General features: G+C 44.6%; 17 protein-coding genes. 4 read left to right on the forward strand and 13 right to left on the reverse strand.

All coding sequences use genetic code 11. From position 1 onward, the window contains the following. Positions 1 to 168: 168 nt before the first annotated feature. From AS888_RS07135 to AS888_RS07145, 3 genes are read right to left on the reverse strand one after another with little or no spacing between them, the layout of a single operon-like run. Complete coding sequence (locus tag AS888_RS07135; RefSeq protein WP_061141464.1) at positions 169 to 1,281, reverse strand: Ger(x)C family spore germination protein; 1,113 nt, start codon at positions 1,279 to 1,281, stop codon at positions 169 to 171. Then, positions 1,278 to 2,372, reverse strand: a complete 1,095-nt coding sequence (locus AS888_RS07140; RefSeq protein ID WP_260320145.1) for a GerAB/ArcD/ProY family transporter — start codon at positions 2,370 to 2,372, stop codon at positions 1,278 to 1,280. Before AS888_RS07140 ends, AS888_RS07135 begins: the two co-directional genes overlap by 4 nt. After that, positions 2,369 to 3,799, reverse strand: a complete 1,431-nt coding sequence (locus AS888_RS07145) for a spore germination protein (RefSeq protein WP_061141465.1) — start codon at positions 3,797 to 3,799, stop codon at positions 2,369 to 2,371. Before AS888_RS07145 ends, AS888_RS07140 begins: the two co-directional genes overlap by 4 nt. Before the next feature lie 285 nt (positions 3,800 to 4,084). Here AS888_RS07145 and AS888_RS07150 point away from each other — a divergent pair, with 285 nt between their 5' ends. From AS888_RS07150 to AS888_RS07160, 3 genes are read left to right on the forward strand one after another with little or no spacing between them, the layout of a single operon-like run. Next, the gene (locus AS888_RS07150) at positions 4,085 to 5,551 is read left to right on the forward strand and encodes a spore germination protein (protein WP_155645432.1); all 1,467 of its coding nucleotides are present in this window, start codon (positions 4,085 to 4,087) and stop codon (positions 5,549 to 5,551) included. Between the two features lie 18 nt (positions 5,552 to 5,569). Then, the gene (locus AS888_RS07155) at positions 5,570 to 6,661 is read left to right on the forward strand and encodes a GerAB/ArcD/ProY family transporter (protein ID WP_061141467.1); all 1,092 of its coding nucleotides are present in this window, start codon (positions 5,570 to 5,572) and stop codon (positions 6,659 to 6,661) included. Further along, the gene (locus AS888_RS07160; RefSeq protein ID WP_061141468.1) at positions 6,658 to 7,743 is read left to right on the forward strand and encodes a Ger(x)C family spore germination protein; all 1,086 of its coding nucleotides are present in this window, start codon (positions 6,658 to 6,660) and stop codon (positions 7,741 to 7,743) included. The genes AS888_RS07155 and AS888_RS07160 overlap by 4 nt, the downstream gene beginning before the upstream one ends. A gap of 57 nt (positions 7,744 to 7,800) precedes the next feature. Here the strand turns inward: AS888_RS07160 and cysI are convergent, their stop codons facing one another. Then, complete coding sequence (gene cysI, locus AS888_RS07165; RefSeq protein WP_061141469.1) at positions 7,801 to 9,519, reverse strand: assimilatory sulfite reductase (NADPH) hemoprotein subunit; 1,719 nt, start codon at positions 9,517 to 9,519, stop codon at positions 7,801 to 7,803. A gap of 27 nt (positions 9,520 to 9,546) precedes the next feature. Continuing rightward, the gene (locus AS888_RS07170; protein ID WP_061141470.1) at positions 9,547 to 11,361 is read right to left on the reverse strand and encodes an assimilatory sulfite reductase (NADPH) flavoprotein subunit; all 1,815 of its coding nucleotides are present in this window, start codon (positions 11,359 to 11,361) and stop codon (positions 9,547 to 9,549) included. A gap of 330 nt (positions 11,362 to 11,691) precedes the next feature. Here AS888_RS07170 and AS888_RS07175 point away from each other — a divergent pair, with 330 nt between their 5' ends. Further along, positions 11,692 to 12,600 carry a LysR family transcriptional regulator gene (locus tag AS888_RS07175; RefSeq protein ID WP_061141471.1) on the forward strand — a complete coding sequence of 303 codons (909 nt, stop codon included), beginning with the start codon at positions 11,692 to 11,694 and terminating at the stop codon, positions 12,598 to 12,600. 834 nt (positions 12,601 to 13,434) lie between these two features. Here the strand turns inward: AS888_RS07175 and AS888_RS26735 are convergent. The 8 genes from AS888_RS26735 to AS888_RS07210 all read right to left on the reverse strand — a co-directional run bounded on the left by AS888_RS26735 (position 13,435) and on the right by AS888_RS07210 (position 21,201). Continuing rightward, on the reverse strand, positions 13,435 to 13,569 hold the full coding sequence (locus AS888_RS26735; protein ID WP_260320146.1) for a hypothetical protein: 135 nt from the start codon (positions 13,567 to 13,569) through the stop codon (positions 13,435 to 13,437). Positions 13,570 to 13,747: 178 nt separating this feature from the next. Next, complete coding sequence (locus AS888_RS07180; protein ID WP_260320147.1) at positions 13,748 to 14,536, reverse strand: SDR family NAD(P)-dependent oxidoreductase; 789 nt, start codon at positions 14,534 to 14,536, stop codon at positions 13,748 to 13,750. Positions 14,537 to 14,557: 21 nt separating this feature from the next. Then, on the reverse strand, positions 14,558 to 15,067 hold the full coding sequence (locus AS888_RS07185) for an aromatic-ring-hydroxylating dioxygenase subunit beta (RefSeq protein ID WP_061141472.1): 510 nt from the start codon (positions 15,065 to 15,067) through the stop codon (positions 14,558 to 14,560). Positions 15,068 to 15,088: 21 nt separating this feature from the next. After that, positions 15,089 to 16,390 carry an aromatic ring-hydroxylating oxygenase subunit alpha gene (locus AS888_RS07190; RefSeq protein WP_061141473.1) on the reverse strand — a complete coding sequence of 434 codons (1,302 nt, stop codon included), beginning with the start codon at positions 16,388 to 16,390 and terminating at the stop codon, positions 15,089 to 15,091. A 41-nt stretch (positions 16,391 to 16,431) separates the two neighbouring features. Continuing rightward, positions 16,432 to 17,217: an aspartate dehydrogenase gene (gene nadX / locus AS888_RS07195; protein ID WP_061141474.1), complete on the reverse strand. Its 786-nt coding sequence runs from the start codon at positions 17,215 to 17,217 to the stop codon at positions 16,432 to 16,434. A 16-nt stretch (positions 17,218 to 17,233) separates the two neighbouring features. After that, complete coding sequence (locus AS888_RS07200) at positions 17,234 to 18,679, reverse strand: aldehyde dehydrogenase family protein (RefSeq protein ID WP_061141475.1); 1,446 nt, start codon at positions 18,677 to 18,679, stop codon at positions 17,234 to 17,236. Between the two features lie 14 nt (positions 18,680 to 18,693). After that, positions 18,694 to 20,382, reverse strand: coding sequence for a thiamine pyrophosphate-binding protein (locus AS888_RS07205; RefSeq protein WP_061141476.1), 1,689 nt, complete (start codon positions 20,380 to 20,382; stop codon positions 18,694 to 18,696). 27 nt (positions 20,383 to 20,409) lie between these two features. Beyond that, complete coding sequence (locus tag AS888_RS07210) at positions 20,410 to 21,201, reverse strand: SDR family oxidoreductase (protein ID WP_061141477.1); 792 nt, start codon at positions 21,199 to 21,201, stop codon at positions 20,410 to 20,412. Between the last annotated feature and the right edge of the window lie 30 nt (positions 21,202 to 21,231).

Below are 21,231 nucleotides of genomic sequence, written 5' to 3' on the forward strand. Positions count from 1 at the left end.
AAAGGTCCAAAAATGTCCTATTATAATGGGCTCTTAGTAGTCCTATCTCTTGACTTTAGCCGAAAATCAAAAGGAAATTTTAAAAGGGGGTTCGGAATATTTCCATTCCGAACCCCCTTTTGTCTACAATCTGGAACCTTCCCTTCAGGAAGGCTTATTTATGAACAATCACTTAATCCCACCTTTTGAGCCAAAGTCGATGATTTCTAAGTCGATTTGGTAATTGATATCGGCATCACTGAAAATTTTGTCCCAGTTCTCCTTATTTTTCTCCCAATACTCTGGATGCTGATTTTCCACATAACGGAACAACCCCGCTACCCCCGTTTTATATTGATGCTGCAATTTCCAGACAACCTTTTCGACGTCTCGTGTCACCTTCTCCTCCGCATCACGTTCGGCTTCTTTTAAATAGCTTTCTTTGAAGGAATTTTCCTTGCCATACCAATCTTCCGAAAGTCTTGCTGTGTATGCTACAGAAATATTGATCGTCAAATGATCTCCGTCCAAATCTGTCCTGATTTTCCGGCTTCTCCTCTTGTCCACTTCAACGCTGAAAGGTTTACCATGATGGGCCGTTTCGATTATTCCGCCCTTCACTGATCCACTCAACCAATTCAGTGATTCGATATCCTTATTATTCATGAGCCCGACCAACTTTGAATCGTTGATCACCCCAGCTCCCTGCAAAATTAATTTTCCCCCTTTGATATCAACAGCCTGGATGGCAAAGCTTCCATCTGATTGTAAACTGGAGGAAGCCTGTCCCAATGTTAAAGGGGGGAGGATTTTATTCGTTCGCTTATCATTATCTTTCAATTCATAGATCACATTAGAAGGAATCTCCCCGTCGTCCGCTCTCTCCAATATTTCCCTCGTCGGTCTTTTCGTTAAAAAAACAAAGCAGCTTCTTCTTGTATTGTTGTCACGTATCGACTGATTGATGATGGCTTCCATGCGGATTTCCCTTAACACTTCTTCATTGATGAGCAAAATTCGTTGATGATTTGTCAAGACCGTATTGGTTAGGAGCAAGGAATCCCGTATTGCCTCATGAAGCGTTTTCGCACTGACGGTAACATTTTTATATTTTAATTTAGCTTGATTTTCCTGCAAGCTATAGCCAGGAGGTACGAGAATTTGCTGAGTTAACTTGATTTCGTTTTTGTTCTTACTTAAATCGATTCCCACTCCTACCACAAGGGATAAATCCTCGATGTTTTCACTGTCCCAGCAGCCCGAAAGCAATGGTATAAGCAAGAGTACCCATAACCTTTTCATCGGCTTCTTCGACTCCTTTTCACTTGAACGATCACGAATGTTACAATGGGCAAGCCAATCAATATAACAGGGAAAACATAGCCCAGCATATCGCTCATCTTAAAAATCTGGATTGTATTTTTCGGAATCTCCGCCAGGATGAACATGACGGGAACGAGAACGATCAGGTTCGTTGTATACGAATTGTTGAAGATTTTCGTCATGCCTTCTGCTGCAAAATAAGAGTAAATTGCATGGGTACAAAAAAACTGGAGGATCCAGGTGATCAAAAGAAATAGCTCCAAACGCTCGATGAATATTCCCTTCACCTCAAACGATTGTATAAATGAAATCGTTGGCCAGGTGACGGCTTTCACTTCCGGTACAGTCAAAGCAGCCACAACCAGAACATATGTAATCACATATAAGATTACGGGAATGAAAAAACCGAGTAAAACCCCGCTCCTTACCTTTTTTTGATTTTTCACTAAACCAAACAGGAAGATGAAAAGCTCAATTCCAAAAAAGGACAAGGTACCGGTGCCCATCCCTTTCATCACGGGCAGGAAGCCTTTGCCAAGGACAGGCTGTATGTTTTTTAAATCGACAATCCTAATACTTAGTAAGTAAATGAACAAGACGATGACAATAGTCAACGGCAGAAAGAAGACACACACTTTGGCTATCGCTTTAATTTTCCCTGTCAAGAGATGCACACTTGCTAGAATCAAGGTAAGAATCACGATCTCTTCCGGGGTATCCTCCAACAGATAAAATCGGACCATTTCACTCATGGCAAGCACTTCGAAACTGGCCACACTTACAAAGTACAGTACGACGAGCAAACCGATAACTTTGGAGAGCAACCTTCCGTATGCCTCTTCCATATAGGTATAATAACTTGTAACCTGATGTTTTTTTAACATGGCAACAAGTAAGCAAATGAACAACCCAATTAGCAGTCCGTTAAGGATCAAGACGATCCATCCATCGGACGAGTGAACTTTTTCGGTTATTGTCCTTGGAAGCGTCAGCATCCCAATTCCTAGCATGCTGCATGAAATGATTGCGGCCAATTCTGAACTAATGATTTTGCCATCCAAATGGTTCAAGAGAGTCGCCCCCCTTTTTTTCGTTTCGGTAATCTGATGAAAGCATCCTTCCAAGTCTTTTTCCCAATGAAATCGAGCGGTTGAAAATAAGGTTCTTGAAAGCTTGTCAATTTGGACAAATGGCTGATGACGAGGATAAAGAATAAAGTGGTTCCATATAGACCAAGGACGGCAGAGAAAATCATCGCACCGAATCTTAATGCCCGGAACGCAAGCCCAAAGCTGTATTGCGGGACTGTAAATGAAGTGATTGTCGTGATGGCAACGATGATCACCATGAGTGAGCTCACGATATTCGCTTGCACGGCTGCCTGTCCGATGATGACTCCTCCAACCAATCCAACTGTCTGACCGATCGGGGCTGGGAGACGGATGCCCGCTTCTCGAAGCAGTTCAATCGTCAATTCCATGATGATGGCTTCGACAAACGGGGGGAATGGCACATTCTCCCTTGTTCCTGCGATGGTCATCGCCAGTTCTGTCGGCAGCAATCCCGGGTTGAACGATACCAAGGATATATAAATCCCAGATAGAAAAACGGTAACAAAAAGCGAAAAATACCGAAGGATCCGCAAGAAAGTGCCCGCTACCCATCTTTCATAATAATCATCGGGAGATTGCAGCAGCATCGTGATCGTCGTTGGTGCCATTAGCGCAAACGGGGATCCGTCGATCATGATCACCACTCTCCCCTCTTGCAAGGCAGATAAAACTTTATCTGGGCGCTCCGTATTTTGGATCTGCGGAAATGGGGTAAACGATGTATCTTCGATTAATTCCTCCAGCATCCCTGTATCCTGAAGGTCCGTTTCCTTCACGCCATCTATCCGTTTATTCACTTCTTTTATTAATCTATCGCTTGCTTTTCCCTCATAATATATCAGCGCCAATTCACGTTTTTCCAACGTCCCTACCTTTTGTTGCTTGATAATGAGATTGGGATGGCTTGAATATTGCCTGATCAACCCGATATTTTCCTTTAGGCTTTCGATAAAGCCCATCTTCGGGCCCCGTACAACCCTCTCTGTTGAAGGTTCCGTGAAATTGCGTGTTTTTTCTCTTTCGAGGTTCAAGACATAGCCCTTTGCTATTCCATCTATAAATAAGAGCGTTTTCCCGTCAAAAATATGCTCCTTGGCTTTTTCATAGGTTTCAATTTCATCGTCCTTTACCGAACAAATCTTGGAAATGACCAATTGCTCGACTGAAACGGAATGGCTCTTTTCAATCTGGGCAGATGATAAACCAAGGACGATTTCATTGAAGGCTGGATAATCCATCGTCCCATTGACAAATACGAATATTCCGGAGCGATCATAACCGGGAATGTACAATTCTTTAAAAACCACATCATCCTGCATATCCAATATGGATTTCAATTTTTCCTGGGTTTGATCCAATTTTATATGCAAGGATTTACTTTCCATTGTGAACTCCTTTGTAAAGTGAGTATATTTTTTTTAGTTTCCTCTTTTTTCAATTTTTTATTCGACTGGAGAATCACTTTCGGGAGGGGCGGGATAGATGCTTCCTATTCCTTGCCAGACCGTTTTCTCTTTCGTGAAAATGATTGAACGACAATCTAAAATGGTTAATCTGTCATTTAATTGCAAATGCTAACCATCATAAGCTTGAGTTAAGAGGTGAGAACATTGTTTAACCGCAGGAAATCCAGACAAAGCAGCTCACAACAAAAGGATAACGATGACGGCATCAATAAAAATTCCGAAATACGCGAACTATTTATTTCCTTTTCTACATCCTATGATTTTATAAACCATCAAGGCTCATATAATGACGTAGGTTATTGGGTATCGTATTATCGTTCATTAATTGATGCACAGGAGCTTCACAAAAGTGTACTGTCAGTGATACCAACCTTGGAACAAATCAGTTTGGAGAAATTGAGAGATAGTATTCCAATCGAGGACACGCTCATCACCAGTACGAAGATTGTGGTGGAAGAGCGAATCATGAGAGGGCATATCGCGATTAGGCTAGATGCAAACCTTGATGAGTGTTTGTTAATAAATGTGGTTGCCCAACATGGGCGGCAGGTTGATAAACCGGAACTTGAATTTGGGATCATAAGTCCCCAGGAAGCTTTTGTCGAGGATATCGATATCAATCTGAATCTTGTAAGGAAAAGGCTTCCCGTACCAAGCTTGCAGGTGACTGAATTGACCGTGGGCAGCTTATCTAAAACAAAAGTGGCTGTCTTGTCCATTGATGGCATCGTTGACAATGAAAATGTCGAAACCGTCATCCAGCGCATCAATGAAATAGATTTTGATGAAATCTTGGATGGCTCCCATCTGGCGCAAATGCTTTATGATGATACAAGTACATTATTCCCCCTTTTTCTATACACGGAAAGGCCCGACCGCATCGCCAGTGCTTTGGCTGAAGGAAAAGTGGCGATGATCGTTGATCGGTCATCTTCCGCCTTGATTGCCCCAACCATTTTGTTGGAGTACTTCATTACGATGGAAGATTATAACATGCCATGGGTGCCAGCATCGGCATTTCGTTTATTAAGGATTTTCGCGGTCATTTTTTCGATATTCGCAACGCCGCTATATGTAGCTGTCCTGACTTACCATTATGAACTGATTCCTAAAGATCTTTTGGAAACGATCGTCACTTCAAGAAACTTGATCCCCTTCCAGCCTTTGATTGAAGCGTTATTCTTGGAGATCTCGATTGAGTTACTGCGGGAGGCCGCTGCCAGGCTTCCGACAAAGGTTGGTCAGACATTGGGTATCGTCGGCGGTATCGTAATCGGACAGGCTGCTGTTGTAGCGGGGCTGACGAGTAATATCTTGTTGATCATCGTTGCCTTGTCCGCTCTGGCATCGTTTGTCACCCCCATTTATAAAATGGGCAATGCCATCCGGTTACTGCGGTTTCCCTTTTTGATCGGGGCCCAGATCTGGGGGCTGCTCGGAATTACCATTTCGGCCGTGTTCTTAATGACACATCTTATTAAGCTGACATCGATGGGGCACCCGTACCTTGAGCCTATCTATCCGTTCCACTTAAAGGATTGGAAAGATAGCTTCGTGCGGCTCCCCTTTAATCTTTTTAAATCGCGACCCATCAATTTACGAACGGAAAATACAGCGAGGCAATCAAAGCCGAAACAGAAAATCATCAAAAAAAATGATTTTAATGAATGATCGTAATGAGGAACCTATATGAACCCAGCTGGTGTTAACGAAAAGGACAAGGTGCAGCCTTTTTATGTGTTTTTTTTAGTGCATGCCATGCAAACCGGAATTGGTGTGCTCAGCTTCCAACGAGTTTTAGCAAAATCCACTGGTACGGATGGCTGGATATCGATAATACTGGCGGGATTGATTGTCCATTTGCTGATATGGGTGATTTATAAGATTTTCAGCATTGTGCCAGGAGATATCCTGACTGTCAATTATCAGGCATTCGGGAAATGGATGGGAAACTTCTTCAGCCTGCTTTTCATCCTTTATTTTTTGCTTCTCAGCTTGACGGTCATGATCAGCTATATTCAGGTCATACATGTATGGATGTTTGAAGAGGTTCCTGCCTGGTCTTTTTCGCTGGTCTTCCTGGTCTTGATTTACTATATCAATACTGGAGGCTTCCGAACGATTACGGGCATAGCCTTTTTAAGCGCCACCATGACCTTTGGGCTTTTATTCTTTCTCTTCTATGCCATGAAATACTCTGAATTCACCAATTTACTGCCCATTTTCGATCACTCGATTTTGGATATATGGAAAGGAACGAGAAATGTTTCCTTAACCATGATTGGATTTGAACTGATCCTGATGTTCTACCCTTTCATCAGGGACGCAAAGTCTTCTCAAAAATACGCTCATGGAGGCGCTTTGTCGACCACATTGACCACCCTGTTCATTTATCTGGTTTCGCTCGTTTTTTATTCGCAGAAGCAGTTAGTCATGACCATATGGCCGACCCTCTCCATGACAAGCATCGTTGAATTGTCCTTTATTCAACGTTTTGAATATATAGATGTTTCTTGGTGGGCCATCGTCATCATACCTAATATGACCATCTCCTTATGGGCTGCCAGCAGGGGGTTCAAGCGATTATTCAATGTCCAGCAAAAATATCCATTATGGGGGATGTCGCTTATTATCCTGATGATCAACATTTTCTTTTTTGATATCGATTCGCTTAATATATTGGCGCGGATCATCAATCCCTACGGCGTGATTTTCCTTGTTTCCTACCTGCCTCTTCTTTTGGTCATCATCTATATTAAGAAAAAGAGGAATCGTATATGAGAAAATTACTTCCTGTCATTTTGGCTTTTGTGATTCTATGCAGCTGCGCCCAGCCACGAGTGGTTGACGAGGTGAATATGGCCCAGGCCATCGGGTACGATATGATCAAGGATGATAAGGTTGAAGGAATGTTCGTCATCCCTATCTTTCAACAAGATAAAATGGGTAAATACCAAATCTTATCCGGGACTTCATCAACGACAAGTGATGTGCAGGCTGCCGTTTCAAAAAAAGCAGATAAAACGGTGCTACTCGGACAGACTCGCATCGTTTTATTCAGTGAAAAAATCGTTCATAAAATCGGGATGACAGAACTGACGGATTATCTTTACCGTGAGCCCCAGCTCGGTAACAGGGTTCTTCTCGTCATCGTCGAAGGTAAGGTCAAGGATGTCATCCATACAAAACCATCGAATTCAAATGTGAATATCGGAATTTTTTTATCGAACCTTATCAATCAGCAAAATGAAACAGGTAACGGACCGGACACCAACCTCCACCTTTTCTTGGGGAATTCCTTGGAAAATGGCGGTGATGCCTATCTCCCTATCATAAAAAAACGTGGAAATGACTTGTCTGTTTCCGGTGTCGCCCTGTTTCATGAAAATAAAATTGTCAGCAAAGTGCATTCAAGAGATATGTTCGTCTTCAAAACTTTAGTCCAATCCCATCGAAGGGGAATATACAAATTCAAATTAGATGATAAGAATAAGAGCGATATTGTAGTGGAAAGTATCAGAAGCGGCACGAGTTATCATATATCAGACTCAGAGAGCCATCCATCGATGACGATAAAGCTAAAAATAAAAGGGCAAATTAAAGAGTCGATGAGAAGTGACAATCTTACCAATCGAAAAATGATCAAAAAAATCGAACAGGATATGGAAGCTGACTTAACGAAGCAGGCCACCAGGCTTATTAAAGATTTTCAGAAACGCAACATCGACCCGATTGGCTTAAAGGAAAAATTCCACGCCAAAAATAAAAAAATGACGTATGAGCGATGGAAAAGCATTTATCCGAATATGGACATTCGTATAGAATCGAAAGCTGACATCCTCCAAACCGGGGTTTCGGAATGAAGACAAGCGCAAAAAACGAGACAGGAAGCCATTCCCGTCTCGTTTTTGTTGTAAGGATCAATCATGAAAATTCGTACCATCCGTCACTTCTTTAACGATTCCGGCCCGGATGACAAAGTCACCGAAATGCTCTCCTTCCGTCCGTTCTTTTGCAAATCGTGAAAGCAGGACCTGCAGCTCGTTCAAAATCTCTGCTTCCCCGATATTTTCACGGTACATCTTGCTTAGCCGGCTCCCATCGAATGCGGCACCGAGATACATATTGTACTTGCCAGGCGCTTTTCCGATAAAACCGATTTCTCCAAGTGCATGACGGGCACAGCCATTCGGGCAGCCGGTCATTCGTATCGTGATTTCTTCTTCCCTCAATCCGTTTTCATCAACGATGGACTCCACTTTATCAAGCAAAACCGGCAAATAACGCTCCGCTTCCGCCATTGCCAGTCCGCATGTCGGAAGTGATACACAAGCTATCGCGCTTCGGCGGAGGGCTGAATGGTTTGCCCCATCCGTCAATCCATATTCGGCAAGCAAACCATTGATTTTTTTCTTTTCCTGACTTGATACATTGGCAATGATCAGGTTTTGGTTGGAAGTCAGCCGAAAGTCACCTGTATGAATTTTCGCGATCTCACGTAAACCTGTCATCAGTTTGTACTCATTCCGATCCGCGATGCGGCCACCTTCGACAAACAAGGTAAAATGCCACTTCCCTCGTAAACCTTTCACCCAGCCGTAACGATCACCATTATTATCAAAATGATAAGACCCCGCCTCGTCCAACTGCCAACCCAGGCGATTTTCCAGTTCATTCTTTACCGTCTCGAGCCCAAGGCGGTCAACGGTATATTTGAAACGGGCATTTTTCCTTACGGAACGGTTTCCGTAATCACGCTGAATCGTAATGACTTTTTCCGCCACTTCAAGGATCTGGTCAGGTTTACAAAAGCCAATTACTTTAGCTAGCTGGGGATATGTCGATTTATCACCGTGGGTCATTCCCATACCGCCCCCGATCGCCACATTGAATCCAACGAGTTTTCCGTTTTCAACAATTGCTATGAAGCCCAGATCCTGGGAGTATACATCTATATCATTCGATGGAGGAACAGCAATGCCTATTTTAAACTTCCTTGGCAAATAAAGCGGTCCGTACATCGGTTCGATATCTTCCAATTCAGGGGTGCCTACAACTTTTTCTTCATCCAGCCATATTTCATGGTACGCCCTTGTCCGTGGCAATAAATAATCACTCAATTGTTTCGACCATTCATATACTTCGGAATGGATTTCAGATTGGAAGGGGATCGAATTGCACATGACGTTCCGATTGACATCACCGCATGCAGCGATGGTGTCGAGCATGGACGCATGAATCTCCTGAATCGTTTTTTTCATATTCCATTTCAATATGCCATGCATCTGAAAGGTCTGTCTTGTCGTCAATTTCAAGGTACCGTTTCCATATTTGTGGGCAAGATCATCCATGACCAGCCATTGTGAAGGCAACGCGACCCCGCCCGGCATGCGCACACGCAACATGAACTGATAGGCTGGCTCAAGCTTTTGCTTTTGGCGTTCATTCCGCAGATCGCGGTCATCCTGCAAATAGCTGCCATGATGTTTCATCAGGCGATTATCATCATCCGGAATGCCGGCGCTAATGCGATCTTGCATCACCTCTTCGAGTGTACCGCGCAAATAGTTGCTTCTTTCTTTTATTTGCTCAACATCACTCGGCAGTCCTTCAGGTGCTTTCAATAGTCGGTTCACCATGTTGTTATCTCCTTTTCATCAATAGTTTCAGTACACATCACGTTGATAGCGTTTATTCTGTTGCATATCATCCAGGTAGGCCTGCGCATCGGCATGACTCATCCGACCTTCTTTTTCAATGATTCCAATCAACGTATGGTGGACGTCATGTGCCATGTTTTTCTCATCGCCGCAAATGTATATCGCCGCACCCTCCTGCAGCCAACGAAATAATTCATCGCTATGCTCGAGCATCCGGTTTTGTACATACACTTTTTCATCCGTATCCCGCGAAAAGGCCACATCCATCTTTGTCAATGCTCCAGTTTCCAACCACTTTTGCCATTCCGTCTGATAAAGGAAATCCGTCACGAAATGCTGATCACCGAAAAAGAGCCATGTTTTCCCGCTTGCTTCCGTTTCTTCGCGCTCCTGAATGAACGATCTGAAGGGCGCAACGCCCGTACCCGGTCCAATCATGATTATTGGTGTATTCCCATCAACGGGCTGCTTGAAGTTTTGATTATGCTGAATGTATACGGGCAGCTTATCTCCTGGCTGTAATCGCTCGGCACATAAAATGGAGCAAACGCCCTTTCTTTCCCGCCCATGACTTTCATAGCGGACAGCTCCGATTGTCAAATGCACTTCATCCGGATAAGCGGACAAGCTATTTGCAATGGAATAAAGGCGGGCTGGCATTTTTCTGAGAATGGAAACGAATTCTTGTGCCGACCCGCCCCATGAGCCAAAATCACGGATAACATCAAGCAAATCCCTGCCTTTGCGATATTCCTTTAGTTTTGCTTCATTTTCAGGTGATACAAGCGCCTTTAACTCCTCACTACCTGAAATCGCAGCCGCCTGCTCAAGCAGTGACTTAGTTAAAACGGTTATGTCAAAGTTGGAGATGAGCGCTTCCCTGAACGGCTGGAGGTCTCCCTGCTTGTTGACCTTCACCATTTCTTCTGGATCCCAATCGAGTTCATGAAGGAGCATATCCACTAAAGCTGAATCATTCTGCGGATAAATACCAAGGCTGTCGCCAGGTTGAAATGTAATTCCAGAGCCTTCAAGCGACAACTCGACATGACGCGTCTCCTTATTGGAGCCTCGGCCGTTCAAGTTGATATTTTCCAGCACTTCCGCCTTGAACGGATTCGTCCTCGAATATGTAGTTTCAGCCGTTTGTGCCAACGGTTCAATAACGGGTGAAACAGTATTGCCTTGCACCTTGCTTAAACTGGAAATGACGCCTTCGAGCCATTCGGCAGCCGGCTCATCATAATCAAGATCGCAGTCCATCCGCGGAAAAATCCTCGTGCCGCCAAGCTCTTCCAATCGCTTATCGAATTGTTTTCCCGTTTCACAAAAAAATTCATACGAGCTGTCACCAAGCGCCAATACAGAGAAGCGGAGATCATCAAGCCTTGATGCCCGTCTGCCATGAAGAAACTCGTGGAAGGATATCGTGTTATCTGGCGGATCACCCTCACCATGTGTGCTAACGATTATTAGAAGATTCTCGACTTTTTTTAAATTATTCACCTTATAATCGCTCATGGATGATACCGTTACTTGAAAGTCTTTACCCTTGAGCGTTCTTGCGGCATTCTCGGCCACCCCTTGTGCATTGCCGGTCTGTGAACCATATAGGATGGTAACTTCTTTTGATATTTTCTGGGCATCGGTTTGAGCTGCCGTCACCGGTTCAGCGACTGTATCTGGAATGGAAACTGACAGAGACGCAGCCAAATAACCGCTCAGCCAAACTTTTTGGTTTACTGTCAAGCCAGGCAGGAGATTGTTAAGAAGCTCTGCCTGTTCCTGATTAAAAGGACTGTTACTTACCTGAAGTTGCACGATTTCCACCTCACAAAGGAATATAAACTTATTTTAGTAGATTCTTATTTTCATTCACTCCATGAAATGAATTAACTCTTTTACTCCTATCGATCAAGTCGGTTTTAAATGCAAAAAAATTTAGAAAGTTCAGTTCATACATGGAGGGAACTGGAATCGATAGGTTGCTGCCAAATGAACAATTGACGTAAATAAGGAAAATAGCCTGCTTTACCTATACTATTGTTAAAATAAGTTCTTCATAATACTTTACCTGAGTGCTCATCATTAGTAAAATATATATAATTTATTGCTACTATTAAGAATATTAATAATAGAGGGAGTATTCCGATGTATTATGATGCTTTAAAAACTTTTGTGACGCTTGTGGAAGTCAAGAATTTTACAAAAACTGCAGAAATTCTCCTTATGTCACAACCAAGTGTTAGTTTGCACGTAAAGAAATTGGAAGAAGAGTTCCAAACGAAATTATTTCTTCGTTCACCTAAATTTTTAAAAGTCACCTTAACGGGCGAAATTCTCTACGAACGTGCTAAACAAATGATTACCATCTATGAACAGACCATCCAAGACATTCAGGAACATGATAGGTCGATCAAAGGAGAGTTAAAAATTGGCGCAAGTTTTACGATTGGAGAATACATACTGCCATCACTGCTCATTGACCTTCAGAAGGATTATCCTGAACTTGAGCTTCAAGTTGTCATTGGAAACACGGAAGAAATCGTTAAGGCCGTTCGGTTATATAAAGTCGATATTGGTTTGATCGAAGGTCAAACCAATGAAAAAGAGCTCTCCGTACACCCGTTTATGCAAGATGAGTTATTCGTCGTTTCATCGAACGACCATGAGCTCGCATGCAAAACTGAGGTGGAAATTGCCGACCTGCATGACCAAGCATGGGTAACAAGGGAAGTCGGATCCGGCACGCGGGAATACCTTAACCATGTGATACGTTCAAATGGCCTGAAAATTAAATCGATGCTTACCATCAGCAGCAATCAAGGAATCAAGGAAACATTAATCAAACATGGAGGAGGTCTTGCCCTCCTCTCCCGAAGTGTCATAGAGCGCGATGTCCAAACCAAAATCCTTTCCACTATACCCTTGAAGAATGAATCCTTTAATAGGACGCTTTCCTATGTTTATTCTCCCATCATGGAAGATAAAAAGAATGTGAAGACCTTTATTAGGGAATTAAACCGAAAATGGCCTTTGAAAACGAGATCGGTTGATTAATAGCATCATTCCTTCATTCTCCCTAACTCTATAAAAGGCCATGGCAGGAGCATTTCTTCCATGGCCTTTTATAGGATGCTTACCTAAACGGTGAATCGTGAATGACACCTTTCGCCTTACGTTTGGCTATTCTTCATTATGTATGTGCAAACCGCCCCGGTCCTGAACGGTTTTATGAATACAGGATTCCCTTCACCCTTCATACCGTTCCAGTAATTCAATGAACATTTGTATGTGGATGTTATATTTTGCATATCGGCCTTTTCCATTTAAAAAATTTCCTGTCTATATGACCGGATACCCCATTTCCACAAGCATCGCCCGTTTCTCATCCATGGCGTCCGCGGAAAAACCAATATGGTGGACTGCCTCTCCTAATGTGTCAAGATGTTCCCTCCATGTACTGGACGATTCGTCGGACCCGATCCATTCAAACTGGATTAAGGGCGTAACGATGAACGTATATCTTGCTTTCCCTTCAGTTGGTTGGCCTTTTTTAACTCACATTCGATATGTCGGCTGGTCCCGAATCGATGATGTCCTATTTTCCGATTCCCAACAACTTGCGGTCTGCTTCTGAAGCCGCATCCGAATCTCTTACAACAAACTTTCTACCTTATTTGTCCCTTATGGCGGCTGAATAGTTACCTCTTCATCGTTTTTCCAAGAAGTTTTCCGAGGCTCGGCACTCTCGAGCATTTCTACCAGCGTTTTGAGATCAGCTTGTGTATTTACATATACATCGTCGGTCACTTAAGTTGAATTCATCCGTTTGCCAAGCTGGATTTCCACCTTCATCCATGACGGGAACTCTCTTTTGAATAAAATCCACTTCTAAAGCGATATGCTGAATTCCTCCCCTGCTTCATCGAGAAACTCCCGGATCGTTCCTGGATTTTCATCCGGTTCAATCAGCACAAATTGGACGGTTGGTAAATGCCCATTTAGATCTTGACTCCGTTGGCACACCCTTATAAATCACTTTTGAAACCGTACTGTCACCTGTCAAAAATGGTTCTGCCTTTTTTGTGCCACGCGGTTTGGAAAATGATAGATTGCAAGCCACGATATCTTTCACAACCAATCTTTCCCAATAGTGCTTCAGCCATTTGATTCCCCTTCTCTTAAACGTTATTCGATCATGAACTCAGCCTAGTCCACGAACTGACAATCCACCATCGCTGGAAATGACCTCACCAGTAATTGCACGCGCTTCGTCCGATGCCAGGAGGACATAAGCTGCTACATGATCTTCGGGCATCTGGGCCAGCTGAAGCGGGTTTCTTTTTTTAATGCTGCTGGCTTTCGTATCATTGTCAACGATTTTCACGAATGGACGCAGTGGCGGAATGACCGACAATGCCGTCAGTGTGCCACCAGGAGCCACTGCATTTACCCGGATATTCGGAGCGAGTTCGAATGCAAGCTGGCGCATCAAGCCGATTTGGGCGTGCTTGCTTGCTGTGTACCAAACACCGCCGCCATCAGGATAGAAGCTTGCACCAGAAACGGTGAAAATGATGTTGCCGTTCGTTTTTTGAAGTTCCGCAAGTGCAGCCTTTGCTCCGAAGAAAGAGCCTTTGACATTAATATCAAGCAAAAAATCATAAGCTTCGGCCAGGGCATCCGGAGTGACATCGGCAAATTTCGCAAACCCATCGAAGACACCTGCATTCGCAATGAAAACATCAAGCTTGCCAAATTGCTCGACGGTGGCTTGCACCGCTTTTTCATTGTCTTCATATTTACTTACATCTCCTTGGTTGATGAGAATGTCTTCCCCAAACTCCTCTTTCATTTTCTTCAGCGTTTCCACGGAGCGTCCAATGATGCTGACCTTTGCCCCTTCTTGTATGAATCGTCGCGTGACAGCTTCGCCTATGCCCGAATTGCCCCCGGTAACGAGCGCCACTTTGTCCTTTAACGCCATTGCCATTATGAATCCCCCTTCAATCAGTTATATGAAAATTGCAAGATTCCTAGTATTTATCGTTGTTTGGTCAACAATGAAAATCCGCTTGGAAAGCTTCCAGTTACCTTCTTCGAAGATGAATTCATCATTGCGTTCCCCAGAAATCAAATCATGTTTAATATCGGTGCTGCGGCTGCGATAGATGAGCAGATAGCTTTTCACGACAGCTTTTTCACCTTCTACATAGTCTTTTACGCGTACATTGGAGACAAATCGCCGTGTTCTCGATGGCGGTATCTCAGCCCAGGCATAATCCGTTTTCAAGCGATCCACACGCAGCTTCAGCAGCTCGATGTCATCATTGAATGTGAACATGTCAGTGGAATAATCCGGACGTTCCACTCCTTCCTTGTTGATACGTACAGGCATTTGATAGCGAAGGCTGCGGTGCATAAGATCGAACCAATGATCAAATTCTATATCATCCAGCAATTGTGCTTCATCATATAACCATTGCTCAAATTGGCACTTAACCAGCATTTCTTCCATGTTCATTTCCCTTCCTCCTCCCTCTTATCATTTCGTCATCAATTCCAGCCAGTATTTGTAGAAATTCCGCTGGCTCGCTTCCGTGAATTTATCATCATAAGCAACCCCGGGTCCTACGAATTCAACAGGTTCCCGGTGAAGGCCCATTGTATAGTTATAAGTAAGATTCTTAAGGAAAGGCATCGGGCCTTGAGCGGCTTCCGTGATATCCGTAAACACCTCCGTATCATCTTGTTCAAAAATACCGGAGGGGCTGAACGTCAGGATAAAAGAATCCCTTGAACGGTCCTTCCAATCTTGTGAGGCGTTTTTTTCAACGAGCATCCAAGCGATCACTTCCATCTTATTGTGACCGATCGGCCGCCACATTCGGACAGAGGTGTTTGAGATGAACTGGTCTTTGATTTTTGTATGGGAAATTAAAAAAGACAGGTTCGGGAAAACGTTTCCAATCATGTTCTTCAAGTTCGATAATACTCCGTATTGTTCTACAGACAAATTGCTTTTAAATTCTGCCTTCAATTCTTCAGGGAATGCAAAGTCCGGATTGGGCGTTCCCAAGTTAAGGCCATGTCCATTTTCGGTATGGATTTGGAAACCGCGCTTCGAATAAGTTGCACTCGGCACCATCCCCAGTTTTGCTATCGAACCGTGTGTAACCATCGTGTGATAGGAATCACCAACGAAATTATCGGACCCCACCTTCCAATTGGAACTCACGACAAATCGTTGAGGGACTCCGATCACTTCCATTTCTGCCCGGCCGACAAGGATATCCAAATACCATCTGATATCTCCGAGAAAATCTTCAAGCGGCTCTGCATCCTCATTCCAGGTCCCGAACAAAAGGCCCTTGTAAGATTCAAGTTTGACTTTGTGCAAACCCATCGTTGTGCGGTCAAGCGTCCCGCCGTAAATGTCCTTTTGCAGCGGAACCCCCACAAGCTCACCTGTGTTCTTGAAATTAAATCCATGATAAGGACATGTAAACATCGACTTGTTCCCTTTATCAGCCCGGCAAAGCTTCATTCCACGGTGCGTGCACATATTATAAAATGCCCGTATTTCCCCTTCACCATCACGAGTGATGATCAGTGAGTAACCAGCAAGTTCACGGGTCATGAAGTCTCCTTTGTTGGGAACTTCAGATTCATGGCCGACAAAAACCCAGGTTTTCAAAAACACTTTTTCGTGTTCGATTTCATACACCTTTGGATCGCCAAGGAGATAGGCAGGTATAACTCCTTCCTCTGGTTTGACCGTATCGTATAAATGGTTTACCACTTGCCGCTTGGACATTTCTTCCAATGGTTTATCCGTTTTAATCATACTTTTTCTCTCCTTTCGATAGGCTTTCAGTCCATTTTTCATTATCCGATTTGAACGCATTTTTCGTTGTTTTGCAGCGTCGCCAAAACACTTAGTGCCGCAAGATAACTGGTTTTCGGATTATTGGGCAACGGTTCGTTTTCCACTTCAAGCTTCAGTTTCCCGAACGAGCCAGTCGCTTCGATCAAATGAATGTTTTTCACCACATTGGGATCGGCAATGATTTTCACTTTCGTACGCTCTGATCCAAGTCCGGCCAAAGACAAAACGATCGCAACATTGATATTTCTCGGAAACTGCTTGATGGCCTCTGCAGCAGAACCAACAAATAACACTTTTTCGTTTGCCAATGATGAACATGCCGGCAATGCGCTTGGCGGTTTTCTCGTGGTGATGGAGACGGTTTCAAGTCCATTCATGGCATTTGCCGATTTAAGGATATCAAGACCTCCGATCGCACCTGACGGAAGGAAAAGCTGAACGTTATTCATTTGGCAAAGCTTGTTCGCGTTTTCGGCAAAATCAGGATCAGCCATCGCCCCGATACTGCTTAGCAAAAGGTCCTTGCCGCTTTTCAGCACATTCAATCCGTAATCCTTCGCAGCTTCAACCGTCGCTGCTTCAATGATTAAATCGACATCCGATTTCAGGATTGCATCGACATCCCCATACGCCTTTGCCTTGAATTCATCAGATAGTGGGGCAGCGATTTCTTCACGGCGTGCATAGATCGCAACGATTTTGCTGCCGGGAAGAAGTCCGTCTTCATTTATTGCTTGAAGCAGAAATTTCCCGATATTTCCGCATCCGATTAAACCCAATCTCATGTCATTTCATCCTTCCTCAATCAGCAAACCCGTAAGAGTCTGCAAAGAATTCAAGTCCGCAATGTTTTGTTTCCCGGGAGACACCGCTTTCTTTTAAGCCAGGGAAATCAAGGGCCAAATCACTGAACACCGTATGATTGTTATGAAAGACCGCTCCAGCTTCCAGGCGATCTGCCAATTTAATGGCTACTTCCACGTTCTCTGTCCAAACGGATGCACGCAGGCCAAACTCACTGTCATTCGCAAGCCTTATGGCTTCTTCCTCTTCATTGAAGGGGATGATGGGGATGATCGGTCCGAATTGCTCGACCCGTACCAATTCGCTCTGCTGATTGACGCCTGTTACAAGGGACGGGAGCATATAGTAGCCAGCATCCCACGTTTCCGGATTGAGTTGAATGCCAGTCGTGATGATGTTTCCGCCTGCATTGGCCGTACGCTCGATCAAGCCTTGCACGAAATCGAATTGTGCCTTATTATTCAACGGTCCCATGGTTACGTCAGGCTGAATGCCATCACCGACCACCACCCTGCTAAACTCTTTGGTTAGCTTTCCAACAACCTCATCATGTCGTGATGAATGGACATACACTCGCTTAACCGCAGAACATACTTGGCCGGAAGCCCGTAAAATCCCCATTCTCAAACGTTGGATCGCCGCTTCATCCAAATTGGCATCTTCCATGATTAACGCCGGATCATTCCCTCCGAGTTCCATATATACGTTCTGCAGCTTCGGCGCCGATTTCTTCATGATTTCCTTTCCGGTTTCTGTACTCCCGACGAATGCCACTGTCCGGACACGGGAATCGGAACAAACCAAATCCCCAATCACTTTTCCTGAACCTGTCACTATATTGATGACTCCCGGGGGAAAATGTTCAGCCACGACTTTTAAGCAGGTCATGATCGTCAGCGGGCAATTCGTGGCAGGTTTCACGATAACGGCATTGCCTGCCAAAACAGCAGGTATCACCCGTTTGAAGGTTAATATCATCGGGGAATTCCATGGCGTGATAATGGCCGTGACCCCTCTCGCCCTTCTTCTGATTTGGACTTTTTGTTTACCTGCAACCTCTTCTGGTTTCCACCAATTCAGCAGCTCTGCTGCACAGCCCCTCATGACTTCCACACACCGTACCAAGTCTTTTTTAGCTTCAACAAGTGTTTTGCCATTTTCCCGTACAAACATTGTAACATTTTCCTCGATAATTTTTTCCAATTCAACCGCAGCAGCATTCATCCGGTCAGCCCGGTCGCTCACATCCGAGCGTGACCATGTATCAAAGGCCTTTTCTGCCACTTCAATTGCTTCATTCACGGTGTCCCCAGAACATATTGCCACTTGCCCTACAACTTCAGAAGTGTTTGCAGGATTGATTACCCCCACTTTTTCCCCTTGTTCTATCCATGCTCCATCAATTAGGCATTTACCTGAAACAAATGGGTATGTCGAAATCATTCTAAGGTCCCCCATCATAATTTTTTTGGTTTAAAGGCTTCGGCAGCACCAGGAGGACCGCCAAAAGGCTTGGCCATTGGCCCCACGGCTTCCATATCAACGACGATCATAGAGGGCTTGCGTCTTTCTTTCGCTTTTTTCAATTCGGATACGAATTCATCTCCTGAGCCGATTCGAACCGCAGCAAAATGCATCGCTTCAGCCAGTTGCACAAAATCAGGGCTCAATAAATCCACAGCTACCTGTCTTCCATACGCAGCAGATTGAATATTGCGAAGTACCCCATAACCAGAGTCATCAAACAATACGATGATGATTGGCAAATTTTCTTCCGCTGCCGTAACCATTTCCCCGATATTGACCATGAACCCCCCATCTCCTGCCATGAGAACGACGGTTTTATCTTGACAGCCCATTTGTGCCCCGATCGCCGTTGGAAGCCCTTGACCGATTCCGCCCCCTGATGCATGAATGGATGTCCTCGGTTCATGGATTTCAAACAGCCGGCTGCCCCATACGTTTGCCTGAACCGTTACATCACGGACCAAAATGGTGTCTTGAGGCAATATTTCCCTCATCCCGACGACAAATTGTTCATAAGGGCCAAGGGTGAGACGGAGTTGAGCGCGCACTTCATCACGAAGAGTAAGGACTTCTTGTAAATAAGAAGGAGCCGGGTGCACTGATTTTTCCTCAAGCTTATGAATGATCGCTGCCAGCATATCTTTTGCATCACCAACCAAACCTAGCGTGGCTTTATAGTTTCGGTTGATTGCCTGCCAATCTGCATCAATCGCTATATGAGCTTTGGGGACCGGCACCTTCCAGTTGGAGGTTTCATTTCCCCTGAATCTTACGCCTACGCTAATCAATAGATCGGCATTCCTCAAAAACTCTTTCGTTTGTTCATAGGCAGCAAAATGCCCTATGCACTGTTCATGGTTTTCAGGGATCGAACCTTTTCCTGATTGACTGGTTATGACTGCTGCGCCCAAAAGCTCGGCTAATTTTTGCAGCTCTTGCGAAGCGTTGGCGCTTATGACCCCGCCTCCGGACCATATCACCGGCCGCCGTGCTTTTGCGATTTGTTCCATAACCCGTTCAGGAATAATGGCTGCCGTTTTCGTTTCAAACTCTGGAGCCTGAAGCTTATCGGCTGAAAGATCATCGATGATGGCCGATTGGTAATCGATGGGGATTTCCAATGTAACCGGTCCGGCTGGAGCCGTCAATGCTTCGGTTATTGCCTGCCTTACGACTGCTCCAGCTTGGGAGGGGTTCCTAAGCCTTACTGCATTTTTGCAGGCACCGTCCATCATGGCCAGCTGGTCCTTGCACTCATGTATGTATCCTTTGCCTGTTCCAAGGTAAGCGGAAGCGACCTCCCCCGTAAGGTGAAGAAGCGGTACCCCCGCAGCCCATGCCTCCACCAATGAACCCGCGGCATTACCAGCTCCTGTACCTGTACTGGTAATCACAACGCCCAATTTCCCCGTTGCACGAGCATATCCATCGGCCATGTTGACCGCTCCGCTCTCTCCGCGTGAACAAACGAGTTTAATCGTTCCATCTCTAAGAATCGCATCATAAATCGGCATATTGTGAATGCTGACGATACCAAAGGCTACCTCAACACCTGCATGAACCAGCTCCTTCACGATGGAATCGGAAGTCGTAAACTCCAGTTCTTCTATTATATTCATCGCGTAATCCTACCTTTTCAGTAATATTTAAAGTGCCTTTCCAATCGCTCCTGCCGTTTCAATCGTTGAACCCGCCACATAACTTGCTTTTTCCGAAGCAAGGAAAACGATGACACTGGCGACTTCCTCCGCTTCACCTACACGCCCGAGCGGGATATTCCTCTTGTTCGCAAGATCTTTGTAATACTCGTCCGCATCCATATGCGGTGCATTTTTCATTCTTCTCCGCTCCCACTGATCGGTCCGAATCAATCCGAGACTTACAGAATTCACCAATATATTGTCAAAGGCCAGTTCCTGGGACAGCGTTTTGCTTAAATTCAAGAGACCAGCCCTTGCCGCTGCAGTCGCCACCATGTGACGCTCCGGTTCTTTAGCTAGCGTTGCATTAATATTGATGATCCGTCCTCCGCCTCTTTTGACAAGGTGCGGGTGCGAAGCGCGAACGGCATATATGATTGCAAAAAACTTTAATTGAATCTGTTCATCCCACTGTTCATCCGTTATGTCAAAAAAATGACCCATCACGCTTTGCCCGGCGGCATTCACCAATATATCGATCCCGCCGAACCTTTTTGCCGTTCCATCAATGAAGGAATCCACTTCCGTTCTTGAGGTGACATTACAAATTGATGCAAAAATATCTTCTTCATCAGCTAGTGAGAGCAAATGACGTTGAGCATTATCCATACGCTCCTTGCTTCTGCCGCATATAGCCACCTTCGCGCCTTCAGCTAAAAACATTTCTGCTGTTTTCAAACCAACGCCCGATGTGCCGCCCATGATGACAGCCACTTTTCCTTGCAGGCCCAAATCCATCTTGTCACTCCTTTTCGAAACCCTCTTCTT

This window comes from Peribacillus simplex (genome assembly GCF_001542915.1).
Lineage (GTDB): Bacteria > Bacillota > Bacilli > Bacillales > DSM-1321 > Peribacillus > Peribacillus simplex_B.